Origin of the sequence: Candidiatus Paracoxiella cheracis (genome assembly GCF_049348705.1) — a bacterium.
In the GTDB taxonomy this organism is placed as follows: domain Bacteria; phylum Pseudomonadota; class Gammaproteobacteria; order Coxiellales; family Coxiellaceae; genus Paracoxiella; species Paracoxiella cheracis.
On the sequence record NZ_CP186485.1, the window covers coordinates 1,814,815 to 1,835,235 of the forward strand.

The 20,421-nt window shown below is 43.4% G+C and carries 25 protein-coding genes and 2 tRNA genes; 15 read left to right on the plus strand and 12 right to left on the minus strand.

Going from position 1 to position 20,421, the window contains the following annotated elements:
• Positions 1 to 55: 55 nt before the first annotated feature.
• The 4 genes from ACJMKR_RS09530 to rplM are packed head-to-tail and all read right to left on the minus strand — an operon-like array spanning position 56 to position 2,005.
• Positions 56 to 457 carry a ClpXP protease specificity-enhancing factor gene (locus ACJMKR_RS09530; RefSeq protein ID WP_423062852.1) on the minus strand — a complete coding sequence of 134 codons (402 nt, stop codon included), beginning with the start codon at positions 455 to 457 and terminating at the stop codon, positions 56 to 58.
• Positions 447 to 1,073 (minus strand): stringent starvation protein SspA, encoded by a 627-nt coding sequence (gene sspA, locus ACJMKR_RS09535; protein WP_423064233.1) that lies wholly within the window; start codon positions 1,071 to 1,073, stop codon positions 447 to 449. The genes ACJMKR_RS09530 and sspA overlap by 11 nt, the downstream gene beginning before the upstream one ends.
• A 47-nt stretch (positions 1,074 to 1,120) precedes the next feature.
• Entirely contained in the window at positions 1,121 to 1,546 is a 426-nt protein-coding gene (gene rpsI, locus ACJMKR_RS09540) for a 30S ribosomal protein S9 (RefSeq protein WP_423062853.1), read from the minus strand.
• A 9-nt stretch (positions 1,547 to 1,555) separates the two neighbouring features.
• Complete coding sequence (gene rplM / locus ACJMKR_RS09545) at positions 1,556 to 2,005, minus strand: 50S ribosomal protein L13 (RefSeq protein ID WP_425475592.1); 450 nt, start codon at positions 2,003 to 2,005, stop codon at positions 1,556 to 1,558.
• Positions 2,006 to 2,406: 401 nt separating this feature from the next.
• Here rplM and ACJMKR_RS09550 point away from each other — a divergent pair, with 401 nt between their 5' ends.
• Together ACJMKR_RS09550 and ACJMKR_RS09555 are read left to right on the plus strand one after the other, a co-directional pair.
• Positions 2,407 to 2,856 (plus strand): HU family DNA-binding protein, encoded by a 450-nt coding sequence (locus tag ACJMKR_RS09550; RefSeq protein ID WP_423062854.1) that lies wholly within the window; start codon positions 2,407 to 2,409, stop codon positions 2,854 to 2,856.
• A gap of 212 nt (positions 2,857 to 3,068) precedes the next feature.
• Entirely contained in the window at positions 3,069 to 4,607 is a 1,539-nt protein-coding gene (locus ACJMKR_RS09555; protein WP_423062352.1) for a transposase, read from the plus strand.
• Between the two features lie 81 nt (positions 4,608 to 4,688).
• Here ACJMKR_RS09555 and ACJMKR_RS09560 read toward each other — a convergent pair whose 3' ends face one another.
• The 4 genes from ACJMKR_RS09560 to ACJMKR_RS09575 all read right to left on the minus strand — a co-directional run bounded on the left by ACJMKR_RS09560 (position 4,689) and on the right by ACJMKR_RS09575 (position 8,131).
• On the minus strand, positions 4,689 to 4,994 hold the full coding sequence (locus tag ACJMKR_RS09560) for a hypothetical protein (RefSeq protein ID WP_423062855.1): 306 nt from the start codon (positions 4,992 to 4,994) through the stop codon (positions 4,689 to 4,691).
• Between the two features lie 94 nt (positions 4,995 to 5,088).
• Positions 5,089 to 6,627 (minus strand): transposase, encoded by a 1,539-nt coding sequence (locus tag ACJMKR_RS09565; RefSeq protein ID WP_423062352.1) that lies wholly within the window; start codon positions 6,625 to 6,627, stop codon positions 5,089 to 5,091.
• A 506-nt stretch (positions 6,628 to 7,133) separates the two neighbouring features.
• On the minus strand, positions 7,134 to 7,289 hold the full coding sequence (locus ACJMKR_RS09570; protein WP_423062856.1) for a hypothetical protein: 156 nt from the start codon (positions 7,287 to 7,289) through the stop codon (positions 7,134 to 7,136).
• 98 nt (positions 7,290 to 7,387) lie between these two features.
• A complete protein-coding gene (locus ACJMKR_RS09575) occupies positions 7,388 to 8,131 on the minus strand; it encodes an IS6 family transposase (RefSeq protein ID WP_423062857.1) in 744 nt (247 codons plus the stop codon).
• A 62-nt stretch (positions 8,132 to 8,193) separates the two neighbouring features.
• On the opposite strand from ACJMKR_RS09575, the gene ACJMKR_RS09580 reads away from it, so the two are divergent.
• Positions 8,194 to 8,373: a hypothetical protein gene (locus tag ACJMKR_RS09580; RefSeq protein ID WP_423062858.1), complete on the plus strand. Its 180-nt coding sequence runs from the start codon at positions 8,194 to 8,196 to the stop codon at positions 8,371 to 8,373.
• Positions 8,374 to 8,387: 14 nt separating this feature from the next.
• Here the strand turns inward: ACJMKR_RS09580 and ACJMKR_RS09585 are convergent, their stop codons facing one another.
• Positions 8,388 to 9,536 carry a phospholipase D-like domain-containing protein gene (locus ACJMKR_RS09585; RefSeq protein WP_423062859.1) on the minus strand — a complete coding sequence of 383 codons (1,149 nt, stop codon included), beginning with the start codon at positions 9,534 to 9,536 and terminating at the stop codon, positions 8,388 to 8,390.
• Position 9,537: 1 nt separating this feature from the next.
• Positions 9,538 to 9,828, minus strand: a complete 291-nt coding sequence (locus tag ACJMKR_RS09590) for a DUF3579 domain-containing protein (protein WP_423062860.1) — start codon at positions 9,826 to 9,828, stop codon at positions 9,538 to 9,540.
• A gap of 119 nt (positions 9,829 to 9,947) precedes the next feature.
• Between ACJMKR_RS09590 and pssA the strand changes: the two genes are divergently transcribed.
• From pssA to ACJMKR_RS09620, 6 genes are all read left to right on the plus strand, one after another.
• On the plus strand, positions 9,948 to 10,700 hold the full coding sequence (gene pssA / locus ACJMKR_RS09595) for a CDP-diacylglycerol--serine O-phosphatidyltransferase (RefSeq protein WP_423062861.1): 753 nt from the start codon (positions 9,948 to 9,950) through the stop codon (positions 10,698 to 10,700).
• Positions 10,655 to 11,515 (plus strand): carboxylating nicotinate-nucleotide diphosphorylase, encoded by an 861-nt coding sequence (gene nadC, locus ACJMKR_RS09600; RefSeq protein WP_423062862.1) that lies wholly within the window; start codon positions 10,655 to 10,657, stop codon positions 11,513 to 11,515. Before pssA ends, nadC begins: the two co-directional genes overlap by 46 nt.
• A gap of 41 nt (positions 11,516 to 11,556) precedes the next feature.
• Positions 11,557 to 11,629, plus strand: a tRNA-Ala gene (locus ACJMKR_RS09605).
• A gap of 41 nt (positions 11,630 to 11,670) precedes the next feature.
• A tRNA-Glu gene (locus tag ACJMKR_RS09610) sits at positions 11,671 to 11,746 on the plus strand.
• 220 nt (positions 11,747 to 11,966) lie between these two features.
• Entirely contained in the window at positions 11,967 to 12,440 is a 474-nt protein-coding gene (sixA, locus tag ACJMKR_RS09615; RefSeq protein WP_423062863.1) for a phosphohistidine phosphatase SixA, read from the plus strand.
• A 376-nt stretch (positions 12,441 to 12,816) separates the two neighbouring features.
• A complete protein-coding gene (locus tag ACJMKR_RS09620; RefSeq protein ID WP_423062864.1) occupies positions 12,817 to 13,077 on the plus strand; it encodes a protein YgfX in 261 nt (86 codons plus the stop codon).
• Here the strand turns inward: ACJMKR_RS09620 and nadB are convergent.
• Both nadB and ACJMKR_RS09630 read right to left on the minus strand, forming a co-directional pair.
• Complete coding sequence (gene nadB, locus ACJMKR_RS09625) at positions 13,033 to 14,643, minus strand: L-aspartate oxidase (protein WP_423062866.1); 1,611 nt, start codon at positions 14,641 to 14,643, stop codon at positions 13,033 to 13,035. The genes ACJMKR_RS09620 and nadB overlap by 45 nt on opposite strands.
• Before the next feature lie 63 nt (positions 14,644 to 14,706).
• On the minus strand, positions 14,707 to 14,841 hold the full coding sequence (locus ACJMKR_RS09630; RefSeq protein ID WP_423062867.1) for a hypothetical protein: 135 nt from the start codon (positions 14,839 to 14,841) through the stop codon (positions 14,707 to 14,709).
• 202 nt (positions 14,842 to 15,043) lie between these two features.
• Here ACJMKR_RS09630 and ACJMKR_RS09635 point away from each other — a divergent pair, with 202 nt between their 5' ends.
• The 6 genes from ACJMKR_RS09635 to ACJMKR_RS09660 all read left to right on the plus strand — a co-directional run bounded on the left by ACJMKR_RS09635 (position 15,044) and on the right by ACJMKR_RS09660 (position 20,242).
• Positions 15,044 to 15,598: a glycosyltransferase family 4 protein gene (locus tag ACJMKR_RS09635; protein WP_423062868.1), complete on the plus strand. Its 555-nt coding sequence runs from the start codon at positions 15,044 to 15,046 to the stop codon at positions 15,596 to 15,598.
• A 21-nt stretch (positions 15,599 to 15,619) separates the two neighbouring features.
• On the plus strand, positions 15,620 to 16,066 hold the full coding sequence (locus tag ACJMKR_RS09640; protein ID WP_423062869.1) for a glycosyltransferase: 447 nt from the start codon (positions 15,620 to 15,622) through the stop codon (positions 16,064 to 16,066).
• Positions 16,067 to 16,439: 373 nt separating this feature from the next.
• A complete protein-coding gene (locus ACJMKR_RS09645; RefSeq protein ID WP_423062870.1) occupies positions 16,440 to 17,987 on the plus strand; it encodes a transposase in 1,548 nt (515 codons plus the stop codon).
• A gap of 303 nt (positions 17,988 to 18,290) precedes the next feature.
• Complete coding sequence (locus ACJMKR_RS09650; protein ID WP_423062871.1) at positions 18,291 to 18,896, plus strand: response regulator transcription factor; 606 nt, start codon at positions 18,291 to 18,293, stop codon at positions 18,894 to 18,896.
• Positions 18,897 to 19,015: 119 nt separating this feature from the next.
• Positions 19,016 to 19,447 carry a transposase gene (locus ACJMKR_RS09655; protein WP_423062872.1) on the plus strand — a complete coding sequence of 144 codons (432 nt, stop codon included), beginning with the start codon at positions 19,016 to 19,018 and terminating at the stop codon, positions 19,445 to 19,447.
• Between the two features lie 141 nt (positions 19,448 to 19,588).
• Positions 19,589 to 20,242, plus strand: coding sequence for an IS5 family transposase (locus ACJMKR_RS09660; protein ID WP_423062873.1), 654 nt, complete (start codon positions 19,589 to 19,591; stop codon positions 20,240 to 20,242).
• The last annotated feature ends 179 nt before the right edge of the window (positions 20,243 to 20,421 follow it).

A 20,421-nucleotide genomic window follows, 5' to 3' on the forward strand; every position in this document is an offset into this window, starting at 1 on the left:
AATAGTTGACTGAGTTTTTAAAGAACCCTAATCCCTAACACCTAACACCTAATCCTTATTTCACAACCTTCAAATTCGGACGGCCTTTTTTGACGGGTGGTTTGGTGGTGCCAGACGGAGGTAGATCACCGCCCCCCTCATCATCACCATCCTCATCGCTGAATACCATCCCACGACCATTTTCAAAAGCATAGATTGCTTTAACCGCGCTGACAGGGATGAAAATATGATGGGCAATACCCGAAAACCGTGCATCAAACTCAACAGCATCGTTGCCTAAACGTAAATTCCCAACCGCTTGTGATTCGATATTCAAAACAATTTTACCATCCTCCACGAAGCGTTCAGGGACTTCGACACCCGAAGCCATTGCATCGACCATGATGTAAGGAGTAAGTGAATTATCGATCAACCATTCGTAAATGGCGCGCAATAAATAAGGCCGGCTAGAATTCATCCGACTCTCTTAATTCCCGCTCAGCTTCCGTCAAGCTGGCTTGAAAAGATTCCCGCGCAAAAACTCGGTCCTCATATTCTGAAATCGCCTTCGCCTTTTTAGGCAATTTGACGTCTAAATGCGGTAGACGCCACAGCAAGGGCGCAATGCAACAATCTACTAATGTAAACTCTTCGCTTAAAAAATAAGGTGAGTTGGCAAACACAGGCAACACAGTCACTAAAGAATTTTTTAACTCTTCACGTGCTGCTTCCGCCTGCTTCGGTGTACCTATTTCAATCGCTTTGATCAGCTTGTACCAGTTACGTTCGATACGATACATCATCAAACGACTTTTTGCGCGTGACACGGGATAAACTGGCAACAAGGGCGGATGCGGAAAACGCTCATCCAAATATTCCATAATGACGCGGGAATTATATAAAACGAGCTCGCGATCTACTAATGTGGGCAAAGAATTATAGGGATTAAGATCGATTAAATCTTCGCAGGGATGATTTTCATCGACGTTAAGCACATCGACGCTCACACCTTTTTCAGCTAAAACGATGCGAACTTGGTGGCTGTAGATATCTAGTGGTCCTGAATATAATGTCATAATCGAACGCTTCAACATGGTCATTAATAACTCCCTGGGTCATCTCTGGCAAAACGATAACTCTGTTAACGTTTAGAGAATTGTGTGCCTTTTCTCGCCTTATGACGACCGACTTTTTTGCGCTCCACCATACGTGGGTCGCGAGTGACAAAACCAGCTTGGCGGAGTATCTTGCGCCAACCACTGCCTCCTTCATCACCCCCTTCTTCATCATGTTCAAGCAATGCACGTGTAATTCCGTGTCGAATCGCACCTGCTTGGCCGCTGCTGCCACCACCATTGACGCTAACTAAAACGTCAAATTTATCTGTAACATCCACGGCTACCAGTGGCTGCCGGACGACCATTCGCTCTGTTTCGCGGCCAAAAAACTCATCTAACGGCTTGCCGTTAACGATGATTTCACCTTTCCCAGATCTTAAAAACACTCGTGCACTAGCCGTTTTTCGTCGACCTGTGCCTAGATTTTGCTTTACTTGTGCTACTGCCATGATGCCTCTTTATAAATCGATTTTCTCAGGTTTTTGCGCTGCATGAGGATGGGTCTCCCCGGCAAATACCTTTAATTTCCCCAGCATTTCGCGACCCAATGGGCCTCTCGGGAGCATGCCTTTGACCGCTAATTCTAACACACGAGCCGGGCTTTTCTCTTGCATTTCAGCAAAAGTTTGAGTCTTTATACCACCTGGATAACCAGTGTGCCAGTGATAGAGCTTGTCTTCAACCTTATTCCCCGTAACCGCGATCTTATCAGCGTTGATTATCACGAAGAAATCACCGGTGTCCGCGTGAGGTGTGTATTCAGGCTTGTGCTTGCCCCGCAGGCGCGATGCCAGCACGCTAGCTAGTCTGCCTAAGGTTTTGCCCTTGGCATCGACGAGATACCACTTTCGGTCTATTGTGGCTTCATTCGCCATAATTGTGGCTTCATTCGCCATATAAGTTGTCATCAGAAACCCTCGTATATCATATATCTGGGAAAGGCACAGAATGGTACAGCACAATCGGGGATTATACAAGGGGCTAGGCACCTATCGAGATATAGACTCAAATTGTGGTGCGGTTGTCGCTCTCTCTAACATCTACGGTACTTACGCCACAAAACAGTAATTCCCTGTGCCGCCCTTGAAACTCCCTTAGATAGAAAACAGTTTAAAACTCATTCTAAAATCATTCCGAAACACACAAAACCCCCTAAAAATAGCATTTTTGGCATTTTTTTCGTTAAAAACACCAAAAAAACCCTAAAAAACATGTGCTTTTCGTCAAAAATGTGATATTTTCTAACAGTGGTGATTGCTACCGCAATCAATTAAATCAATCGTTAATGGACTAATAAAGAGGAAGTTTTATGCCAGCTAGAAAAAAAAGAAAAACGGCTAAGAGAAAATCTACTAAAAGAAAATCTACAGTGAGAAGAAAATCTCCCGCTCGTAGAACAAAAAAATCAGCTCGTCGAGCTGCACCTAGAAAAGCTGCTGCTACAACTGCAATTCGCACAGCACTCAACAAATCTCAGTTAATGACACATATTGCTGACTCTACGGAACTTAGCAAAAAGCAAGTGTCTGCTGTTTTTGAAGAATTGGCCAATTTAATGCATCGTCATCTTCGCAAAGGTGGCGCTGGTGAATTTACTGTACCTGGCTTGATGAAATGCGTTGTAAAACGCAAACCTGCTACGAAATCTCGTCGTGGCATTAATCCATTCACAGGTGAAATGATTACGTTCAAAGCAAAACCTGCGCGCAATGTCGTTAAGGTTCGCACGTTAAAACGCCTGAAAGAAATGGTGAAATAACTACTTAACTATCTCTCCTCTGCGTAGCTGTACAAAGCACAGCGAAGCAGAGGAGGGGTCGATTCAATCGTAATGAAATCAATCTTTAAGTCTATATATTGGACTTTGGATAAATTTATAAAAATAATTAAAAATTGCTTGACATAGAAACCGAAAAAAAATTTTACGTTGTAAACAACGTTTGTTCGAAAAAATAAAATAAGGAACAAACGATGTTAGCGACAGAAAAACTAAAACAATTCCGTACATTCCTCTACAACATCTTCCCCGCGCGACGCGATGCCAATATGAATTTACTCGATGCCCTTTCAAGCCATGGCCATCGCTGCAAAACACCCATAGAATTATGTGAATCGCCATACTTTGAACGTGAATACAGTAGTATTACCGATGCGATTAGCGATGGTTTGTCGGTAGCAAATTGTTGGGATAGCATGATGAAAATACAATATGAACATGTGAGTCATAGCGATGACCGTGTGATCATTATTGCGGATACGACACCACAGTCGCGTCAAAGTGCACACTGTGTTGAAGATCGCCATGTGGTTTACAGCCCTAATCCAGCACCGGGTAACAAACCGATTACCATTGGACATGAATATTCAACGGTATCACTATTGCCCAATGATGGTGCAGCTCAAGAAAAGCATTGGTTAGTTCCACTGGATACGAGGCGCGTTAAAAGCGATGAAAAAGGCAATGTAGTTGGGATGCAGCAAATTAACCGTTGTATTGCAGACTTAGCGCTTACTCATAAATTGGTGGTTAGCGTGGCTGATTCAAAATATGGTACAGAAGCTTGCCGTAAACTGGTTAGCGAAAATCCCAATTGGGTACATCTTTTCCGTTTTAACAGTACCCGTAATGTTTTCGCGCCCGCATCAATAGAAGATAATACCTCAGGAAGTATAAAACGCTATGGTGATGCGATGAAACTAAACGACAGCACGACTCACCGTGAATCCGATGAGATTGTGCAGCAACCCATTACAACCCGCAGTGGCAAAACTTACCAATTGGAGATTAAAATATGGCGTGACCAATTACTGCGTGGTTCAAAGCAATTTAAAGGATATGAGCATCCTGTTACTGTTGTGCAATTGGTTGCGGTTGATGCTAACGGTAAATCTTTATATAAAAATCCACTCTGGTTAGGACTCGCTGGTGAACGACGTAATGAAATCACAGCATTAGAAGCCTATCACTATTACGATAGACGCTATGACATTGAACACTACTTTCGTTTTGGTAAAGACAAACTGTTATTTGACCGATACCAAACACCGGATGTTAAGCACGAAGAAGATTGGTGGCGGATGACAGCATTAGCGTATACGCAACTTTATCTAGCGAGGAATCTTGCCCCGATTTTACCGAAAAAATGGGAGCGGTATTTGCCGAGCTTCCAAGTGGATAACGAAAAACCATCAATAACTGCGACCCCTTCACAAACGCAACGGGGTTTTTCTACGGTGCTTGATACCGTTGGCACGCCTGCTAATCTCTGCAAACCACGCGGTAATCCGCAAGGCAGAACCAAAGGTGATACGCAGGGGAAACGCACGCGACATCCTGCTATTTTCAAAAATAGCAACTCAAAAATTAAAACGATTCAGAGGACTGAAGAAAAGACGCAAAACTCAGACCCTGAAAAAATAGAGGATTTGATTGGGATAGTAAAATCATGGTTGGATAAAATAAATTTTACACCTGAGCAATTCTACGAATTGCTGCAAAAAACAGCTTAAGATTTAGAAACTCACATTTTTTGATTATTGTCCTAACTGGCAAGGGATTTTATTTATCCAAAGTCCAATATATAGGCTCCCCTAAGCGGCAGGCGCAAGAGACGGAATTTGCTTTTCTACCTCTTTTGCGAACTTTCCTCTAGGATTGTCAGCTCTCCCAAAAAATCCACAAACCTTAGTCACCATATAACAAAAAACAGACTTTACTTGATCAACAAAAGATTTTCCCATAGGATCACTAGATAAAAGCTTTTCATTTTCGTGAAAATTTTTCTTAAAATTTTCTATATTACTCTGTCTTATGTTGCTTATTAACTCCTCAACAACGTCAATTTGCTTTTCCACAGCGTCTACTTCAATTTTTCGGTTCTTTAAAAACTCAGTCAACTATTGACTCATATGCTTCTATAATATTGGACTTTGGATAAATAAAATCCCTTGCCAGTTAGGACAATAATCAAAAAATGTGAGTTTCTAAATCTTAAGCTGTTTTTTGCAGCAATTCGTAGAATTGCTCAGGTGTAAAATTTATTTTATCCAACCATGATTTTACTATCCCAATCAAATCCTCTATTTTTTCAGGGTCTGAGTTTTGCGTCTTTTCTTCAGTCCTCTGAATCGTTTTAATTTTTGAGTTGCTATTTTTGAAAATAGCAGGATGTCGCGTGCGTTTCCCCTGCGTATCACCTTTGGTTCTGCCTTGCGGATTACCGCGTGGTTTGCAGAGATTAGCAGGCGTGCCAACGGTATCAAGCACCGTAGAAAAACCCCGTTGCGTTTGTGAAGGGGTCGCAGTTATTGATGGTTTTTCGTTATCCACTTGGAAGCTCGGCAAATACCGCTCCCATTTTTTCGGTAAAATCGGGGCAAGATTCCTCGCTAGATAAAGTTGCGTATACGCTAATGCTGTCATCCGCCACCAATCTTCTTCGTGCTTAACATCCGGTGTTTGGTATCGGTCAAATAACAGTTTGTCTTTACCAAAACGAAAGTAGTGTTCAATGTCATAGCGTCTATCGTAATAGTGATAGGCTTCTAATGCTGTGATTTCATTACGTCGTTCACCAGCGAGTCCTAACCAGAGTGGATTTTTATATAAAGATTTACCGTTAGCATCAACCGCAACCAATTGCACAACAGTAACAGGATGCTCATATCCTTTAAATTGCTTTGAACCACGCAGTAATTGGTCACGCCATATTTTAATCTCCAATTGGTAAGTTTTGCCACTGCGGGTTGTAATGGGTTGCTGCACAATCTCATCGGATTCACGGTGAGTCGTGCTGTCGTTTAGTTTCATCGCATCACCATAGCGTTTTATACTTCCTGAGGTATTATCTTCTATTGATGCGGGCGCGAAAACATTACGGGTACTGTTAAAACGGAAAAGATGTACCCAATTGGGATTTTCGCTAACCAGTTTACGGCAAGCTTCTGTACCATATTTTGAATCAGCCACGCTAACCACCAATTTATGAGTAAGCGCTAAGTCTGCAATACAACGGTTAATTTGCTGCATCCCAACTACATTGCCTTTTTCATCGCTTTTAACGCGCCTCGTATCCAGTGGAACTAACCAATGCTTTTCTTGAGCTGCACCATCATTGGGCAATAGTGATACCGTTGAATATTCATGTCCAATGGTAATCGGTTTGTTACCCGGTGCTGGATTAGGGCTGTAAACCACATGGCGATCTTCAACACAGTGTGCACTTTGACGCGACTGTGGTGTCGTATCCGCAATAATGATCACACGGTCATCGCTATGACTCACATGTTCATATTGTATTTTCATCATGCTATCCCAACAATTTGCTACCGACAAACCATCGCTAATCGCATCGGTAATACTACTGTATTCACGTTCAAAGTATGGCGATTCACATAATTCTATAGGTGTTTTGCAGCGATGGCCATGGCTTGAAAGGGCATCGAGTAAATTCATATTGGCATCGCGTCGCGCGGGGAAGATGTTGTAGAGGAATGTACGGAATTGTTTTAGTTTTTCTGTCGCTAACATCGTTTGTTCCTTATTTTATTTTTTCGAACAAACGTTGTTTACAACGTAAAATTTTTTTTCGGTTTCTATGTCAAGCAATTTTTAATTATTTTTATAAATTTATCCAAAGTCCAATATAATAGAGTTATTCAGAAAGCTTGTTGGAATAATTGGAAGTGTGTCGCGATGCTCGTGATAGATTATTGGCATCCCTGTCAATAATCGACTCGCAATACGCGACAACCTAAATAGCCGCGGACGTCCCCGTCGACAGCGCTCCGCGACCTCGCGGCCGACTGCGCACTGTCTCCAGATGACTCGACGCCGCCTACAGATTTTTGCCACTCGCTACGCTGCCTACGGAACTCCGTTCCTTCGGCACTCCGCTCTGTCAAAAATCGGCGGCTGCCGCGGAATACTCGCCATCGGCTTCGCCTCTCCATGGCTCGCATCGATTGAAGGTTTGAAATTTAGATAGAATTGTCCTGAGATTTTTATTTGTTTCTCTAAAAAACTGCTGTATTTCTTCAAAGACTGTACAAAACCGTAATGCGCAAAATATATTCTTGAATCCCTTCATCCGATGCGCGCCATGGAGAGCGAAGCGAAGGCGCGTATTCCGCGGTAGGCTCGGATTTTTTGCCGAGCGTAAGCGACTGCAAAAAATCTTTACGAGCCGTCAAGTCATTTGAGAGCCCGTGCGTAGTCGAGCCGTGAGGTCGCGGAGCGCGGGCGACGAGGACGTCCGCGGCTATTTAAGTTGTCGCGTATTGCGAGTCGATTATTGACAGGGATGGCAATAATCTATCACGAGCATCGCGACACGCTTGACACGCATACGTGATTTGATGCCTCGATGGGATTGCTCAATACGATTATTCAAATAGTTATTATCCCGATGGTCGGTATACTCACCAAAGACAGCTTGGATCGCAGGATAAAGGGCGGGCTCTTTATCAGTCGTGATTTGCTCAGGATAAATGCCACTCGTTTTAGCCGCCTGCTTGAAGAAGTTTTCTGCGGCCTGCTGATCTCGTACATCACTTAAATAGACATCGATCAAATCGCCCTTTTCATCAATCGCCCTGTAAAAATAACACCAACGGCCTTCAATACGTAAATAAGTACAATCGACGTGCCAACGGTCATTGGATTTTTGATACCGGCGTGCCCGTAATCTCATCCCAAGCGCCGGACCAAAACGATGCACCCAATTATGAACCGTTTGATGCGTTACATGAAAACCCCGCATCACCATTAACGCAACTACATCGTGGAGACTGACTTTAAACTGATAATAATACTGAACTACCGTCCTAACCACATCCGTTGGATACATGATAAAGTTCAACGCTGTGCCACTGCGTTGATTAAATTGCTTACCACAATCACTGCAAACAAACTGTTTATACCCTAAAGACGTCAGCTTTTTTAAACCCTTTGTAACACTTGAATCACAATGCGGACAATTCATACCGGTAGTCTCACTCAATCGTTCATTAAATGGACGAACAAAATACAGCATAGACTGAGATTTTACAAAACCGACTCACGCATGAACTATCACCGGAAATAGGAGATGAAGCAATGACACTAGCAGAACGCTTAAGGCGTGAAGGTAGAACTATAGGTAAAGCGGAAGGTAAAATCGAAGCGGCCAAAGAAATAGCGGAGAATTTTCTTGCTAAAGGAATCGATCCCTCTATGGTAGCGCAGGCTACCGGCTTATCCCTTGAAATCATAGCTGAGATGCAGGGGGGTAATTAGGTTCTGTTTGTTGCTCAAATCCAATATTTCATATACAACACCAGTCGGCCCATGATGCGTTGTCGGCGTGGGCGCATGGTGTTCCAACTATCTAGTGAAATTTCGCGAGACTGATTAATGTCACTTAAAAATTGTTGCTCTAATGTTTGTTTTGCATCGGGAGTAGTGATATTAATGTCCGCTTCTAAATCATGTAATAGACTACGGTGGTTTAAGTTGCTTGAGCCAATCAGCATCCAATTGTCTAAGATTAGCGATTTTGCATGAAGCATGCTGGGTAAATATTCAAAAATCCGAACGCCCGCCTTTAATAAGCTGTAATAAAAGGTCGAAGAGGCCCATGGCATCATCATCACATCAGAATTTCGTGGTAATAATATGCGAACATCAATACCGGATTGCGCAGCGTCTTTTAATTTTTTCAATAAAAAATTATCAGGTACAAAATAAGCGTTTGTAATCCAAATCCGTTGCTTACATTGTGCAATTTTTCGTAATAAATTTTTATATAAAATCCGTCGTCGATGACGAGTGTAATTTAATCGAATGGGTGGGTCTTTTCGTACTTGACGGAAAATATCGCGGATACGTTCTCTCACGGTGCGATGGTGCCAGGCTCCATTAAACGCTTTATTTAATTCACTGATGTCGATCCCAGACAAACGGACAGAAAGGTCTCGCCAATTATCGCCACCTTCGGAAGTTTCTAAATGATGTTTGCTAATATTGAAACTGCCGATATACGCAATTTTTTTGTCAATCACACAAACCTTACGATGATTGCGAAAATTAATTTTGAGAATTAAATAAATCCATTTCAATAATAACGGTAATTTAACGACGGAGCGGCTCCAATTCCACAATTGCCAAGGAAATGGGTGGAATACTTTAGTGACGGCACCCGTTTGCTCTAACATTTTTGCAAAGCTGGTGCTCCATAATGGGCTGCCACAGCCATCCACTAGGATGCGTACTTTAATGCCGCGCTTGGCTGCTGCAGCAAGAGCTGTTGCAATTTGTTGTCCAAGATGATCATTGTGAAATGCGTAGGTTTCTAGGTCGATACTTTTTTTAGCATGAGCAATATCATTTAGCAAAGCATCGAAATGATTTTTGCCATTAGAAAAAATTTGCTCATGGAACGTCAGTAAATTGTCAGGCATATTACGTATCAGAATCCGTTTCGGTATCTTCATCACATATTTTTAATTTATTGGCTTTCGCAAATTTCATGATCGATTCATAAAGGTCGGGGTTTGATTGTTTAAGATTGGGATCGAGTACGACACATTTATGTCCGTCTTTTATAGAAGGTTGCAACATCGGTGAATAGTGTATGCGATGCTTGCGAAACGTTGATAACTTGCCACTCATCCGCTCAGCCCAATCGCTCGGACGGAACGTTTCGCCGCTTTCGGTGACACCTTCAATAATAATTTTTTTCTTGTCTGTCATCTTGCAAATAACTGCCAAAGTACTTTCTGTGGTATATTTAGTCCATCTTCCTAGTTGGCGCCTATTATAGCACTTTTGAGGAATGCCACTAGGAAATAGATTGGGGTATAGGGGTCTAAATGAATACAGAAAAAGCACCTAGGGCTCGCCGGATGCGTGGTATCTATCTTTTGCCCAACTTATTTACAGTGGCGGCCATGTTTGCCGGGTTCTATGCCATCGTTGCTGCGATGAAAGGCCACTATCAATATGCGGCGATTGCTATTTGGGTTGCTGTGATTTTGGATGGTTTGGATGGGCGGATTGCCCGGCTCATGCATGCTGAGAGTGAGTTCGGTGCTCAGCTAGATAGTTTTTCCGACATGGTGAGCTTTGGGATTGCGCCAGCCTTGGTCATGTATACCTGGGCACTCGCGGTCATGGGCAAGCCTGGCTGGTTGGCTGCGTTCATCTTTGCCGTGTGTACCGCTTTGCGCTTAGCACGATTTAATATTCAAGCAAAAAAAATCGATAAGCGTTACTTTCAAGGATTACCCACAACGCCCACCGCTGCTTTTGTTGCCAGTATTATCTGGGCATGCAGCGTTTACAACGTCACTGGAGAGGCTATTGCCATAACGATGATTGTGATAGCCATTCTGTTGGGCTTATTAGAAGTGAGCACCATTCGGTATCGTAGCTTTAAAGATTTAGACGTTCGAAATAAAGTTCCGTTTATGGCTATTTTGATCACGGTGTTGATTATTGTCTTAATTTCATTTGACCCACCAGATATTTTATTAATTTTGACATTTTTATATGTAATTTCAGGACCGATAGGTACCGTATGGGCACTACGCAAACGACGCCAAGCCAAAAAAGTGAAAAAATAGCCGTAGCGGTTGCAGCAAGCTTGGCTGAAGATATTGGCACGGGCGATATTACGGCTGAATTAATTCCCGAAGGCATTGTTGTGAGCGCAGAAATTATTACTCGGGAGTCGGCCGTCATTTGTGGCACTCTCTGGGTTGAAGAAGTTTATCGCCAAGTTGATGAAACGGTAAAAATTGATTGGAAAATAAACGATGGCGATCACGTTAAAACCAATCAATCGCTCGTTACTCTATCAGGTTCAGCACGTTCGCTACTAACGGGCGAACGTTGTGCGATAAATTGGTTGCAAACTTTATCGGGGACAGCAACAAAAGTTAATCAGTATGTAAAACAGTTAGCAGGCACTCATGCACAATTGCTCGATACGCGTAAAACCATTCCGGGGTTGCGATATGCACAAAAATATGCGGTTCGATGTGGAGGGGGAAAAAACCATCGGCTGGGATTGTATGACGCTTATTTAATTAAAGAAAATCATATTGCCAGTTGTGGATCGATTCAAAAAGCTGTCGATCAAGCTAGGATGAATCATCCTGACAAGCCAATCGAAGTTGAGGTGGAAAATATAAAAGAATTACAACAAGCAATTGATGCGGATGCGCATATCATTATGCTCGATAATTTTGATCTGCCCTCAATGCACGAAGCAGTTCGGTTAAATGGTGGCCGAGCCAAGCTCGAAGTTTCGGGTGGGGTTGATCTTGATACCCTTCGTCAGATTGCAGAGACGGGTGTGGATTATATATCCGTGGGCGCGCTAACGAAGAATGTGCAAGCCATTGATCTATCGATGCGGCTGATTTACTCATCTTGACACGTCGTAGGATCCTCCCTAGAATGCCTCTTCTTTGCTTAGGGGCTATAGCTCAGTTGGGAGAGCGCTTGGATGGCATTCAAGAGGTCAGCGGTTCGACCCCGCTTAGCTCCAGTTGGACGTTAAAAACGTTTTGAGCATAGTCAACACTATGGGTCCCCATCGTCTAGAGGCCTAGGACACCGCCCTTTCACGGCGGCAACACGGGTTCGAATCCCGTTGGGGACGCCATTTATTATTGGTGCATCAACTTTTTTAAGATTTCCTTGAGGGCACCTCTTGAAATTGTTTTTAAAAACCATAAAACATTTGATCGATTTCAATTGCTTGCCAACACGAACTTTCTTTCTTTGCCGCAATTGAAAGTTATGCTAAAAGTAGGTTTCGAGAGGTACTTTTGAGCCTCTAGTAGGTATAGAATTTAGCTCCTGATAACGAACTTGGAGAACGAATGAAACTATACTGTGTCCGTCACGGACATGCTGAGTCAGAACCCGATACCAAAGGCGAGCGCCCGCTCAATGAGCAGGGCAAGCAGGAGGTAGCCAAGGTGGCTGAATATTTGGCCCATCGCGGTGTTCATGTCTCTCATATTATGCATAGCGGTAAATTGCGCGCCGAACAAACTGCACTGATTTTAGCGAATGCTGTCATGAATGGGCAGTCGGTTGAGGCAACAGATTTATTAGAGCCCAGTCGTGCCGTTACACCACTCGTTGAAATACTACAAAATTGGCACGATGACACCATGTTAGTGGGCCACATGCCGTTTATGTCTCAATTGGTAAGCGCACTCATATTAAATGACGATGGATATAATATTGTTCGTTTTCCGCCTGGGACTATTGTTTGTCTTGAGCAATACGAACATCGTTGGATATTGAATTGGATATTGCGTCCTGATTTACTGCCCGATGAGGATTAATAGTATTTATCAATCTCGTTTTTCAAAATATTTTTTAAGTATACTGATTGCCATGAATGGCGGCGCAGTGGTTTGTTTAATGCTGACCACGATGCCGATGTGGGTTAAATTGTTATTGAGTGTGAGTGTCGCCATTTATTGTTTTTATCACGCCCGAAATCCTACGATGCGCGCCATGGAGAGCGAAGCGAAGGCGCGTATTCCGCGGTAGGCTCGGATTTTTTGCCGAGCGTAAGCGACTGCAAAAAATCTTTACGAGCCGTCAAGTCATTTGAGAGCCCGTGCGTAGTCGAGCCGTGAGGTCGCGGAGCGCGGGCGACGAGGACGTCCGCGGCTATTTAAGTTGTCGCGTATTGCGAGTCGATTATTGACAGGGATGGCAATAATCTATCACGAGCATCGCGACACGCTTGTTGCTGAATTTTCACAAGAAAACTCGCATCAATGGCGGCTGGTTTTAAAGGATGGTGTTTCAACAATAGCTGTGCTTGAAGATAATAGCCTTGTAACGCGTTATTTGATGATTTTGAATTTTCGCTGCCGAGAGACTCATAAGAAATACTCACTCTGTTTATTCCCAGACAGTTTTCCTTCAAAGGATTTGCAACGATTGCGCAGTAACATAATCAAGCGATGATGCAGTTGGATGTAATAGAGTATTTTCTGCTTTCTCGTTGGTGTTAGGATAATCGATATTATAGTGAAGGCCACGGCTTTCATGCCGACTTTGCGCGCAGCCTATGATTAATTGCGCGACGATAGCCATGTTGCGCACCTCGATAAGCTGATTACTAAGTGCTGTATGGTGATAAGCGGAATTGATTTGTGCACAGATAGCGGCGATTTTTTCTGAAGCTTCTTGTAAGAGAGCGTTACTTCGGACGATGCCGACATTATTCCATAATATTTTACGAATTTGTAATTCGAGTGATTCGATATCTAATGAGTGATCGTATGCATGATGTGAAATTTTTGGAATAATGGGTAACGCTATATTATTTTTATTCATTAATTTTTGCTTGATTGCGCAGCTTGCATTAGCAGCAAACACCAAGCACTCTAATAATGAATTGCTGGCCATACGATTGGCGCCATGCAATCCGGTATAAGCGACTTCGCCGATGGCATAAAGATTTTTTATGTCTGTCTCACCATGCAAATTAGTGACGACACCGCCACAGGTATAATGCGCGGCAGGTACAACGGGAATGGGTTGTTTGGTGATATCAATGCCAAATTTTTTACATTGTTTAAAAATTGTTGGGAAAGTGTTTTCAATAAAATCGGCGGAGCGATGACTGATGTCGAGATAAACACACTCGATATTATTTTTTTTCATTTCTGCATCGATGGCTCTCGTGACAATATCGCGGGGGGCCATTTCAGCGCGTTCATCGTATTGCTGCATAAAGCGTTTACCGTTGGGGAGTTTTAAATAACCTCCCTCGCCTCGAACGACTTCTGTAATTAAGAAGCGGTTAGCTTCAGGATGATACAAACACGTTGGATGAAATTGATTGAATTCTAAATTAGCAACGCGACAGCCAGCACGCCATGCCATCGCTATGCCATCGCCGGTTGTTTGATTGGAGTTGCTGGTGTGTAAATAGAGCGAACTAGCGCCACCCGTAGCTAAAATAATATGTTTTGCTTGTATTATTTTTTCTTGATGTTTACTTCCATCGTAAATATAAGCGCCGTAACATTGCTGTTTTTGCACAATGAGATCGATCACTGTATGTTGGGTTAAACAATCAATGTTGGGATGCTCGCTCACTTGTTCCGCTAATGTTTTTACAACAACAGCACCGGTGCGATCGGCTGCGTGTAAAATTCGACGATGACTATGACCGCCTTCTCGTGTGAGATGATAGTCTCCTTGTTCTGATGCAACTGTAAACTGTACACCGTGATCGATAAGCCACATGATGGCTGATTTTGCATGAGCTGCTGTGTATTGAACGACCTCAGGATCACAGAGTCCTGCACCGGCTTTTAATGTGTCTTGGACGTGAGACTCGATGCTATCTTCTGCGCTCATCACGGCTGCTATTCCGCCTTGTGCGCGTTGTGATGAGCCAGCCATCAAGTCATCTTTGCTGAGAATGGCTACACGCGCGTGGTCACTCAAGGTGAGCGCCAGGGCCAAACCTGCAGCGCCACTACCAATGATTAAAACGTCATAGTTGCTATGAGGGAGCATCGTGTTTGAGGTTGTTAGCTAATGGGTTGATGACTATAACATAAGTCGATACTATGGAATAGTTCAAGGAAGAATCATGAAAATATTATTAACGGTCGATGCGCGCCATGGAGAGCGAAGCGAAGGCGCGTATTCCGCGGTAGGCTCGGATTTTTTGCCGAGCGTAAGCGACTGCAAAAAATCTTTACGAGCCGTCAAGTCATTTGAGAGCCCGTGCGTAGTCGAGCCGTGAGGTCGCGGAGCGCGGGCGACGAGGACGTCCGCGGCTATTTAAGTTGTCGCGTATTGCGAGTCGATTATTGACAGGGATGGCAATAATCTATCACGAGCATCGCGACACGCTTGCACAGGGTCCTGGGGAACAGGTAGTTTTCAAGTTGCAAAGGGTGTTGCAAATGCCTTGTTGGAACAGGGCGATCAAGTCAAAATCTTTTTCCCCGATAGTCACGTGGCAAGCCGCGATTTAGACTACTATTACAGCCATCCGAGTTTATTCGAAATCTGGCATTATCCGTTGGAAAATGGTGCAGCGCGATTGAATACATTTCCATTGATGCTTCCCGATCCTAACCCACGCAGTCCAAACGCCAAAACATTTAATCAATTAACAAAGTCAGAGTGGGAGCTCTATTTTTCGAGTTTGCAAGAGCGTCTTCATCACGTCATTTCCGATTTTCAACCCGACGTGATTGAATGCCAGCATATTTGGGCGATGGATTATGTGGTTGATCAGCTTAACTATCCTTACATTGTGGTTGCGCATAATAGTGATCAATTAGCGTATGAATTTGATCCAACGATGCGAGAGATTACTAGGCAATCGGCCTGTGATGCACAGTTTATATTTGCTGTGTCAGAGCCCGTTAAAAAAAACGTGATTAAAACTTATGGGGTAAGCAAAGATAAAGTTATTGTTATCCCTTGTGGCTATGACCAACGTATTTTTAAGTGTTAACAATTAGCTCGAAATGCGGTGTTGTCAGAGTTTGGTTTGTCGATACCGAATGCGGCAAAAATTTTATGTTTCTCGGGAAAATTATCGCGAACCAAAGGGATTGACATTTTACTGCAAGCCAATCGTTATATACAGGAGCGTCGTGATGTTCATGTTTTAATTATGGGATCGGGGAATATTAATGACATTTTATCTGGTGAAGATCGTAAGAAATACTGTTTTGATAACGTGCATCAATTAGGGCATCGAACATCTGAAGAAGTCGCGAAAATAAATAATATATCGGACCTCGGTGTTGTGCCTTCGCGCTCCGAAGGGTTTTGCATCGCTGGTTTAGAAACCATTGCGTGTGGAACGCCTATCGTGATGACCGAATCGGCAAACGTTGCTCGATATGCGACGGCGGCGGTAGTTCCATCCGAAAATCCAAGGCAATTGGCAAAGGCTATTTTATTGGACTTTGGATAAATTTATAAAAATAATTAAAAATTGCTTGACATAGAAACCGAAAAAAAAATTTTACGTTGTAAACAACGTTTGTTCGAAAAAATAAAATAAGGAACAAACGATGTTGAAGTGTGTCGCGATGCTCGTGATAGATTATTGGCATCCCTGTCAATAATCGACTCGCAATACGCGACAACCTAAATAGCCGCGGACGTCCCCGTCGACAGCGCTCCGCGACCTCGCGGCCGACTGCGCACTGTCTCCAGATGACTCGACGCCGCCTACAGATTTTTGCCACTCGCTACGCTGCCTACGGAACTCCGTTCCTTCGGCACTCCGCTCTGTCAAAAATCGGCGGCTGCCGCGGAATACTCGCCATCGGCTTCGCCTCTCCATGGCTCGCATCGGAGCGACAGAAAAACTAAAACAATTCCGTACATTCCTCTACAACATCTTCCCCGCGCGACGCGATGCCAATATGAATTTACTCGATGCCCTTTCAAGCCATGGCCATCGCTGCAAAACACCTATAGAATTATGTGAATCGCCATACTTTGAACGTGAATACAGTAGTATTACCGATGCGATTAGCGATGGTTTGTCGGTAGCAAATTGTTGGGATAGCATGATGAAAATACAATATGAACATGTGAGTCATAGCGATGACCGTGTGATCATTATTGCGGATACGACACCACAGTCGCGTCAAAGTGCACACTGTGTTGAAGATCGCCATGTGGTTTACAGCCCTAATCCAGCACCGGGTAACAAACCGATTACCATTGGACATGAATATTCAACGGTATCACTATTGCCCAATGATGGTGCAGCTCAAGAAAAGCATTGGTTAGTTCCACTGGATACGAGGCGCGTTAAAAGCGATGAAAAAGGCAATGTAGTTGGGATGCAGCAAATTAACCGTTGTATTGCAGACTTAGCGCTTACTCATAAATTGGTGGTTAGCGTGGCTGATTCAAAATATGGTACAGAAGCTTGCCGTAAACTGGTTAGCGAAAATCCCAATTGGGTACATCTTTTCCGTTTTAACAGTACCCGTAATGTTTTCGCGCCCGCATCAATAGAAGATAATACCTCAGGAAGTATAAAACGCTATGGTGATGCGATGAAACTAAACGACAGCACGACTCACCGTGAATCCGATGAGATTGTGCAGCAACCCATTACAACCCGCAGTGGCAAAACTTACCAATTGGAGATTAAAATATGGCGTGACCAATTACTGCGTGGTTCAAAGCAATTTAAAGGATATGAGCATCCTGTTACTGTTGTGCAATTGGTTGCGGTTGATGCTAACGGTAAATCTTTATATAAAAATCCACTCTGGTTAGGACTCGCTGGTGAACGACGTAATGAAATCACAGCATTAGAAGCGTATCACTATTACGATAGACGCTATGACATTGAACACTACTTTCGTTTTGATAAAGACAAACTGTTATTTGACCGATACCAAACACCGGATGTTAAGCACGAAGAAGATTGGTGGCGGATGACAGCATTAGCGTATACGCAACTTTATCTAGCGAGGAATCTTGCCCCGATTTTACCGAAAAAATGGGAGCGGTATTTGCCGAGCTTCCAAGTGGATAACGAAAAACCATCAATAACTGCGACCCCTTCACAAACGCAACGGGGTTTTTCTACGGTGCTTGATACCGTTGGCACGCCTGCTAATCTCTGCAAACCACGCGGTAATCCGCAAGGCAGAACCAAAGGTGATACGCAGCGGAAACGCACGCGACATCCTGCTATTTTCAAAAATAGCAACTCAAAAATTAAAACGATTCAGAGGACTGAAGAAAAGACGCAAAACTCAGACCCTGAAAAAATAGAGGATTTGATTGGGATAGTAAAATCATGGTTGGATAAAATAAATTTTACACCTGAGAAATTCTACGAATTGCTGCAAAAAACAGCTTAAGATTTAGAAACTCACATTTTTTGATTATTGTCCTAACTGGCAAGGGATTTTATTTATCCAAAGTCCAATATTTTAGGGGTATTGGATGCGTCTCCAGATGAATATCAACGATTATGCCGAGAAGCATTAGACTCTGCCGCTGAGTTTAGCTGGGAGCAAGTTGTGCGCAAGCGATTAGCCTATTACGAGAAGCTCAAGAACCCTTACTCCGTGGACTAGCCAGGCTTTTAGAAAGTGTAACTTGGTTGGAGTATAATTAGAGATAGGACCCGTGCAGTGGAAGCATTGAGGAAGGTTAGGAACATGCGTGAATCAATTGTTCATATCGTTGACGATGACGCCATAATTACCAAGTCTATGAAGAATATAGTGGAAGGTATCGGATATCGAGTCATCACCTATTCTGATCCTCTCGAGTTTTTAGACACTTTTTCTCCGAAACAAAGTGGCTGTCTCGTATTGGATCTCCGGATGCCAAAAATGAGCGGACTTGAGCTGCAAGAGGAACTGGCCAATCGTCAGATGACTATTCCGATTATATTCATCAGCAGCCACGGTGATGTGCCAAGTGTGGTGCGCGCGATGAAAGGTCAGGCGATAGATTTTTTGACAAAACCTGTTAATACGGAAGTGCTCATCGAGGCTATACACAAAGCCATCAAACGAGACTTGCTGGATCGTGATCATCACGAGCATCAACGCGAGATTCTCAGCCGCGTGAAGCGTTTGACACCCCGAGAAAATGAAGTGATGCAATTAGTGGTGTCAGGCCAATCGACGAAGGAAATTGCAAAGCACTTAGGTATAAGCCCCAATACTGTCGAAATTCACCGATCTAAAATCATGCGGAAAATGGCTGCGAAGTCGGTAGCGGATTTAGTGAATTTGGCGCATCAGTGTATGGGTTAACTCCATACACTAAGCAATTGAAGGCTTTGTTGCCTAACTAAAACATGAACAATCTATGTAATTTTTGCTGTCTATATTATAATCAGCACCCCAGGGTTTTCCAGCAGAAGGCGGTTCATATGCCAAATAAATATCCAAACAAAAAAGGCTGGACGATTCCCAAGCAGAAATACAAGGTGAGCAATTGGCGTGAATATAATAATGCATTACGCAATCGTGCCAATATTGAAATCTGGATATCCGATGATATTATTCATTCGTGGTATGAAAAAGATCGTGTGTATGATGGCAAAGGCGCACCCCAAAAGTTCACGGATCTTGCGATCATTACGTGCCATGAAATTCGGCAAGTTTTTCGTTTAGCGTTGAGGCAATGTCAAGGGTTTATGAATTCAATTTTCAAGATGAAAGCCCTCGATGCGCGCCATGGAGAGCGAAGCGAAGGCGCGTATTCCGCGGTAGGCTCGGATTTTTTGCCGAGCGTAAGCGACTGCAAAAAATCTTTACGAGCCGTCAAGTCATTTGAGAGCCCGTGCGTAGTCGAGCCGTGAGGTCGCGGAGCGCGGGCGACGAGGACGTCCGCGGCTATTTAAGTTGTCGCGTATTGCGAGTCGATTATTGACAGGGATGGCAATAATCTATCACGAGCATCGCGACACGCTTGTAATATAAAATCACCGGATTACAGTTGCTTGTCAAAACGGTTAGCGCTTTTAACTATTCAGTCGCCTCGTTACAGGAAAACGGAATCGGCAGATAAAAGCGTTGTGGCTATCGCCCTTGACTCCACTGGGTTAAAACGGTTTGGCAGAGGTGAATGGCATCAGGAAACATATACATTATCAGCCAAACGGAGTTGGCGTAAATTGCATATAGCCGTTGATAATAAACATATTATTCATGGTAATGATTTAACGGATCGCTTTACGGCGGATTGCCAAAGCGTTGCAACGTTATCAAAGCAACTTACTTGCAAAGTGGGCCATGTCAGCGCCGATGGTGCCTACGATAAGAATCCTGTTTATGAAATATTATCAAATTACTTTAAAGGAGCCGCTATAATAATGCCGCCTGATAGTGATGCTGTTTATGATAAAAATAATCATACACAACGTAATGGTAATGTTAAGCAACTAAAAGCATTGGGCCGAATGGCTTGGCAACGAATAAGACAATACGGTTATCGGAATTATTCAGAGTTGGCGATTCAACGCTACAAAAGAATATTGGGTAGTACGTTACATGCTCGAGATTTTGTACGGCAAAAAATCGAATCAATGATCGGTTGTGGTGTGTTAAATAAAATGACACGGCTAGGAATGCCGGCGAGTTATCGTTGCGCCTAAATTTTGCGACACAGACAAAGCCGTGAGGTTAGGCAACAAAGCCGTTAGTCGATAAGGACAAACCGTTACGCTTTCTGTCATTTGTCTTATTCTCTTCACCCTTTTGGTCAGGATTCTTTGGTCCTGATTTCCATCAGTATGCGTTGGGCCTTTGGCACAGCCTAACGCCGTTTCAAGAA

Bases quoted from the DNA above. Each gene is read 5' to 3' on its own strand.
- ACJMKR_RS09655 (WP_423062872.1), top strand. From the start codon at position 19,016: ATGCCAAATAAATATCCAAACAAAAAAGGCTGGACGATTCCCAAGCAG.
- pssA (WP_423062861.1), top strand. From the start codon at position 9,948: ATGAATACAGAAAAAGCACCTAGGGCTCGCCGGATGCGTGGTATCTAT.
- nadC (WP_423062862.1), top strand. From the start codon at position 10,655: ATGGGCACTACGCAAACGACGCCAAGCCAAAAAAGTGAAAAAATAGCC.
- rpsI (WP_423062853.1), bottom strand. From the start codon at position 1,546: ATGGCAGTAGCACAAGTAAAGCAAAATCTAGGCACAGGTCGACGAAAA.
- ACJMKR_RS09530 (WP_423062852.1), bottom strand. From the start codon at position 457: ATGAATTCTAGCCGGCCTTATTTATTGCGCGCCATTTACGAATGGTTG.
- nadB (WP_423062866.1), bottom strand. From the start codon at position 14,643: ATGCTCCCTCATAGCAACTATGACGTTTTAATCATTGGTAGTGGCGCT.
- ACJMKR_RS09620 (WP_423062864.1), top strand. From the start codon at position 12,817: ATGGCAATAATCTATCACGAGCATCGCGACACGCTTGTTGCTGAATTT.
- ACJMKR_RS09580 (WP_423062858.1), top strand. From the start codon at position 8,194: ATGACACTAGCAGAACGCTTAAGGCGTGAAGGTAGAACTATAGGTAAA.
- ACJMKR_RS09650 (WP_423062871.1), top strand. From the start codon at position 18,291: ATGCGTGAATCAATTGTTCATATCGTTGACGATGACGCCATAATTACC.
- ACJMKR_RS09565 (WP_423062352.1), bottom strand. From the start codon at position 6,627: ATGTTAGCGACAGAAAAACTAAAACAATTCCGTACATTCCTCTACAAC.
- sspA (WP_423064233.1), bottom strand. From the start codon at position 1,073: ATGTTGAAGCGTTCGATTATGACATTATATTCAGGACCACTAGATATC.
- ACJMKR_RS09645 (WP_423062870.1), top strand. From the start codon at position 16,440: ATGGCTCGCATCGGAGCGACAGAAAAACTAAAACAATTCCGTACATTC.
- ACJMKR_RS09555 (WP_423062352.1), top strand. From the start codon at position 3,069: ATGTTAGCGACAGAAAAACTAAAACAATTCCGTACATTCCTCTACAAC.
- ACJMKR_RS09550 (WP_423062854.1), top strand. From the start codon at position 2,407: ATGCCAGCTAGAAAAAAAAGAAAAACGGCTAAGAGAAAATCTACTAAA.
- sixA (WP_423062863.1), top strand. From the start codon at position 11,967: ATGAAACTATACTGTGTCCGTCACGGACATGCTGAGTCAGAACCCGAT.
- ACJMKR_RS09590 (WP_423062860.1), bottom strand. From the start codon at position 9,828: ATGACAGACAAGAAAAAAATTATTATTGAAGGTGTCACCGAAAGCGGC.
- ACJMKR_RS09585 (WP_423062859.1), bottom strand. From the start codon at position 9,536: ATGCCTGACAATTTACTGACGTTCCATGAGCAAATTTTTTCTAATGGC.
- ACJMKR_RS09575 (WP_423062857.1), bottom strand. From the start codon at position 8,131: ATGCTGTATTTTGTTCGTCCATTTAATGAACGATTGAGTGAGACTACC.
- rplM (WP_425475592.1), bottom strand. From the start codon at position 2,005: ATGACAACTTATATGGCGAATGAAGCCACAATTATGGCGAATGAAGCC.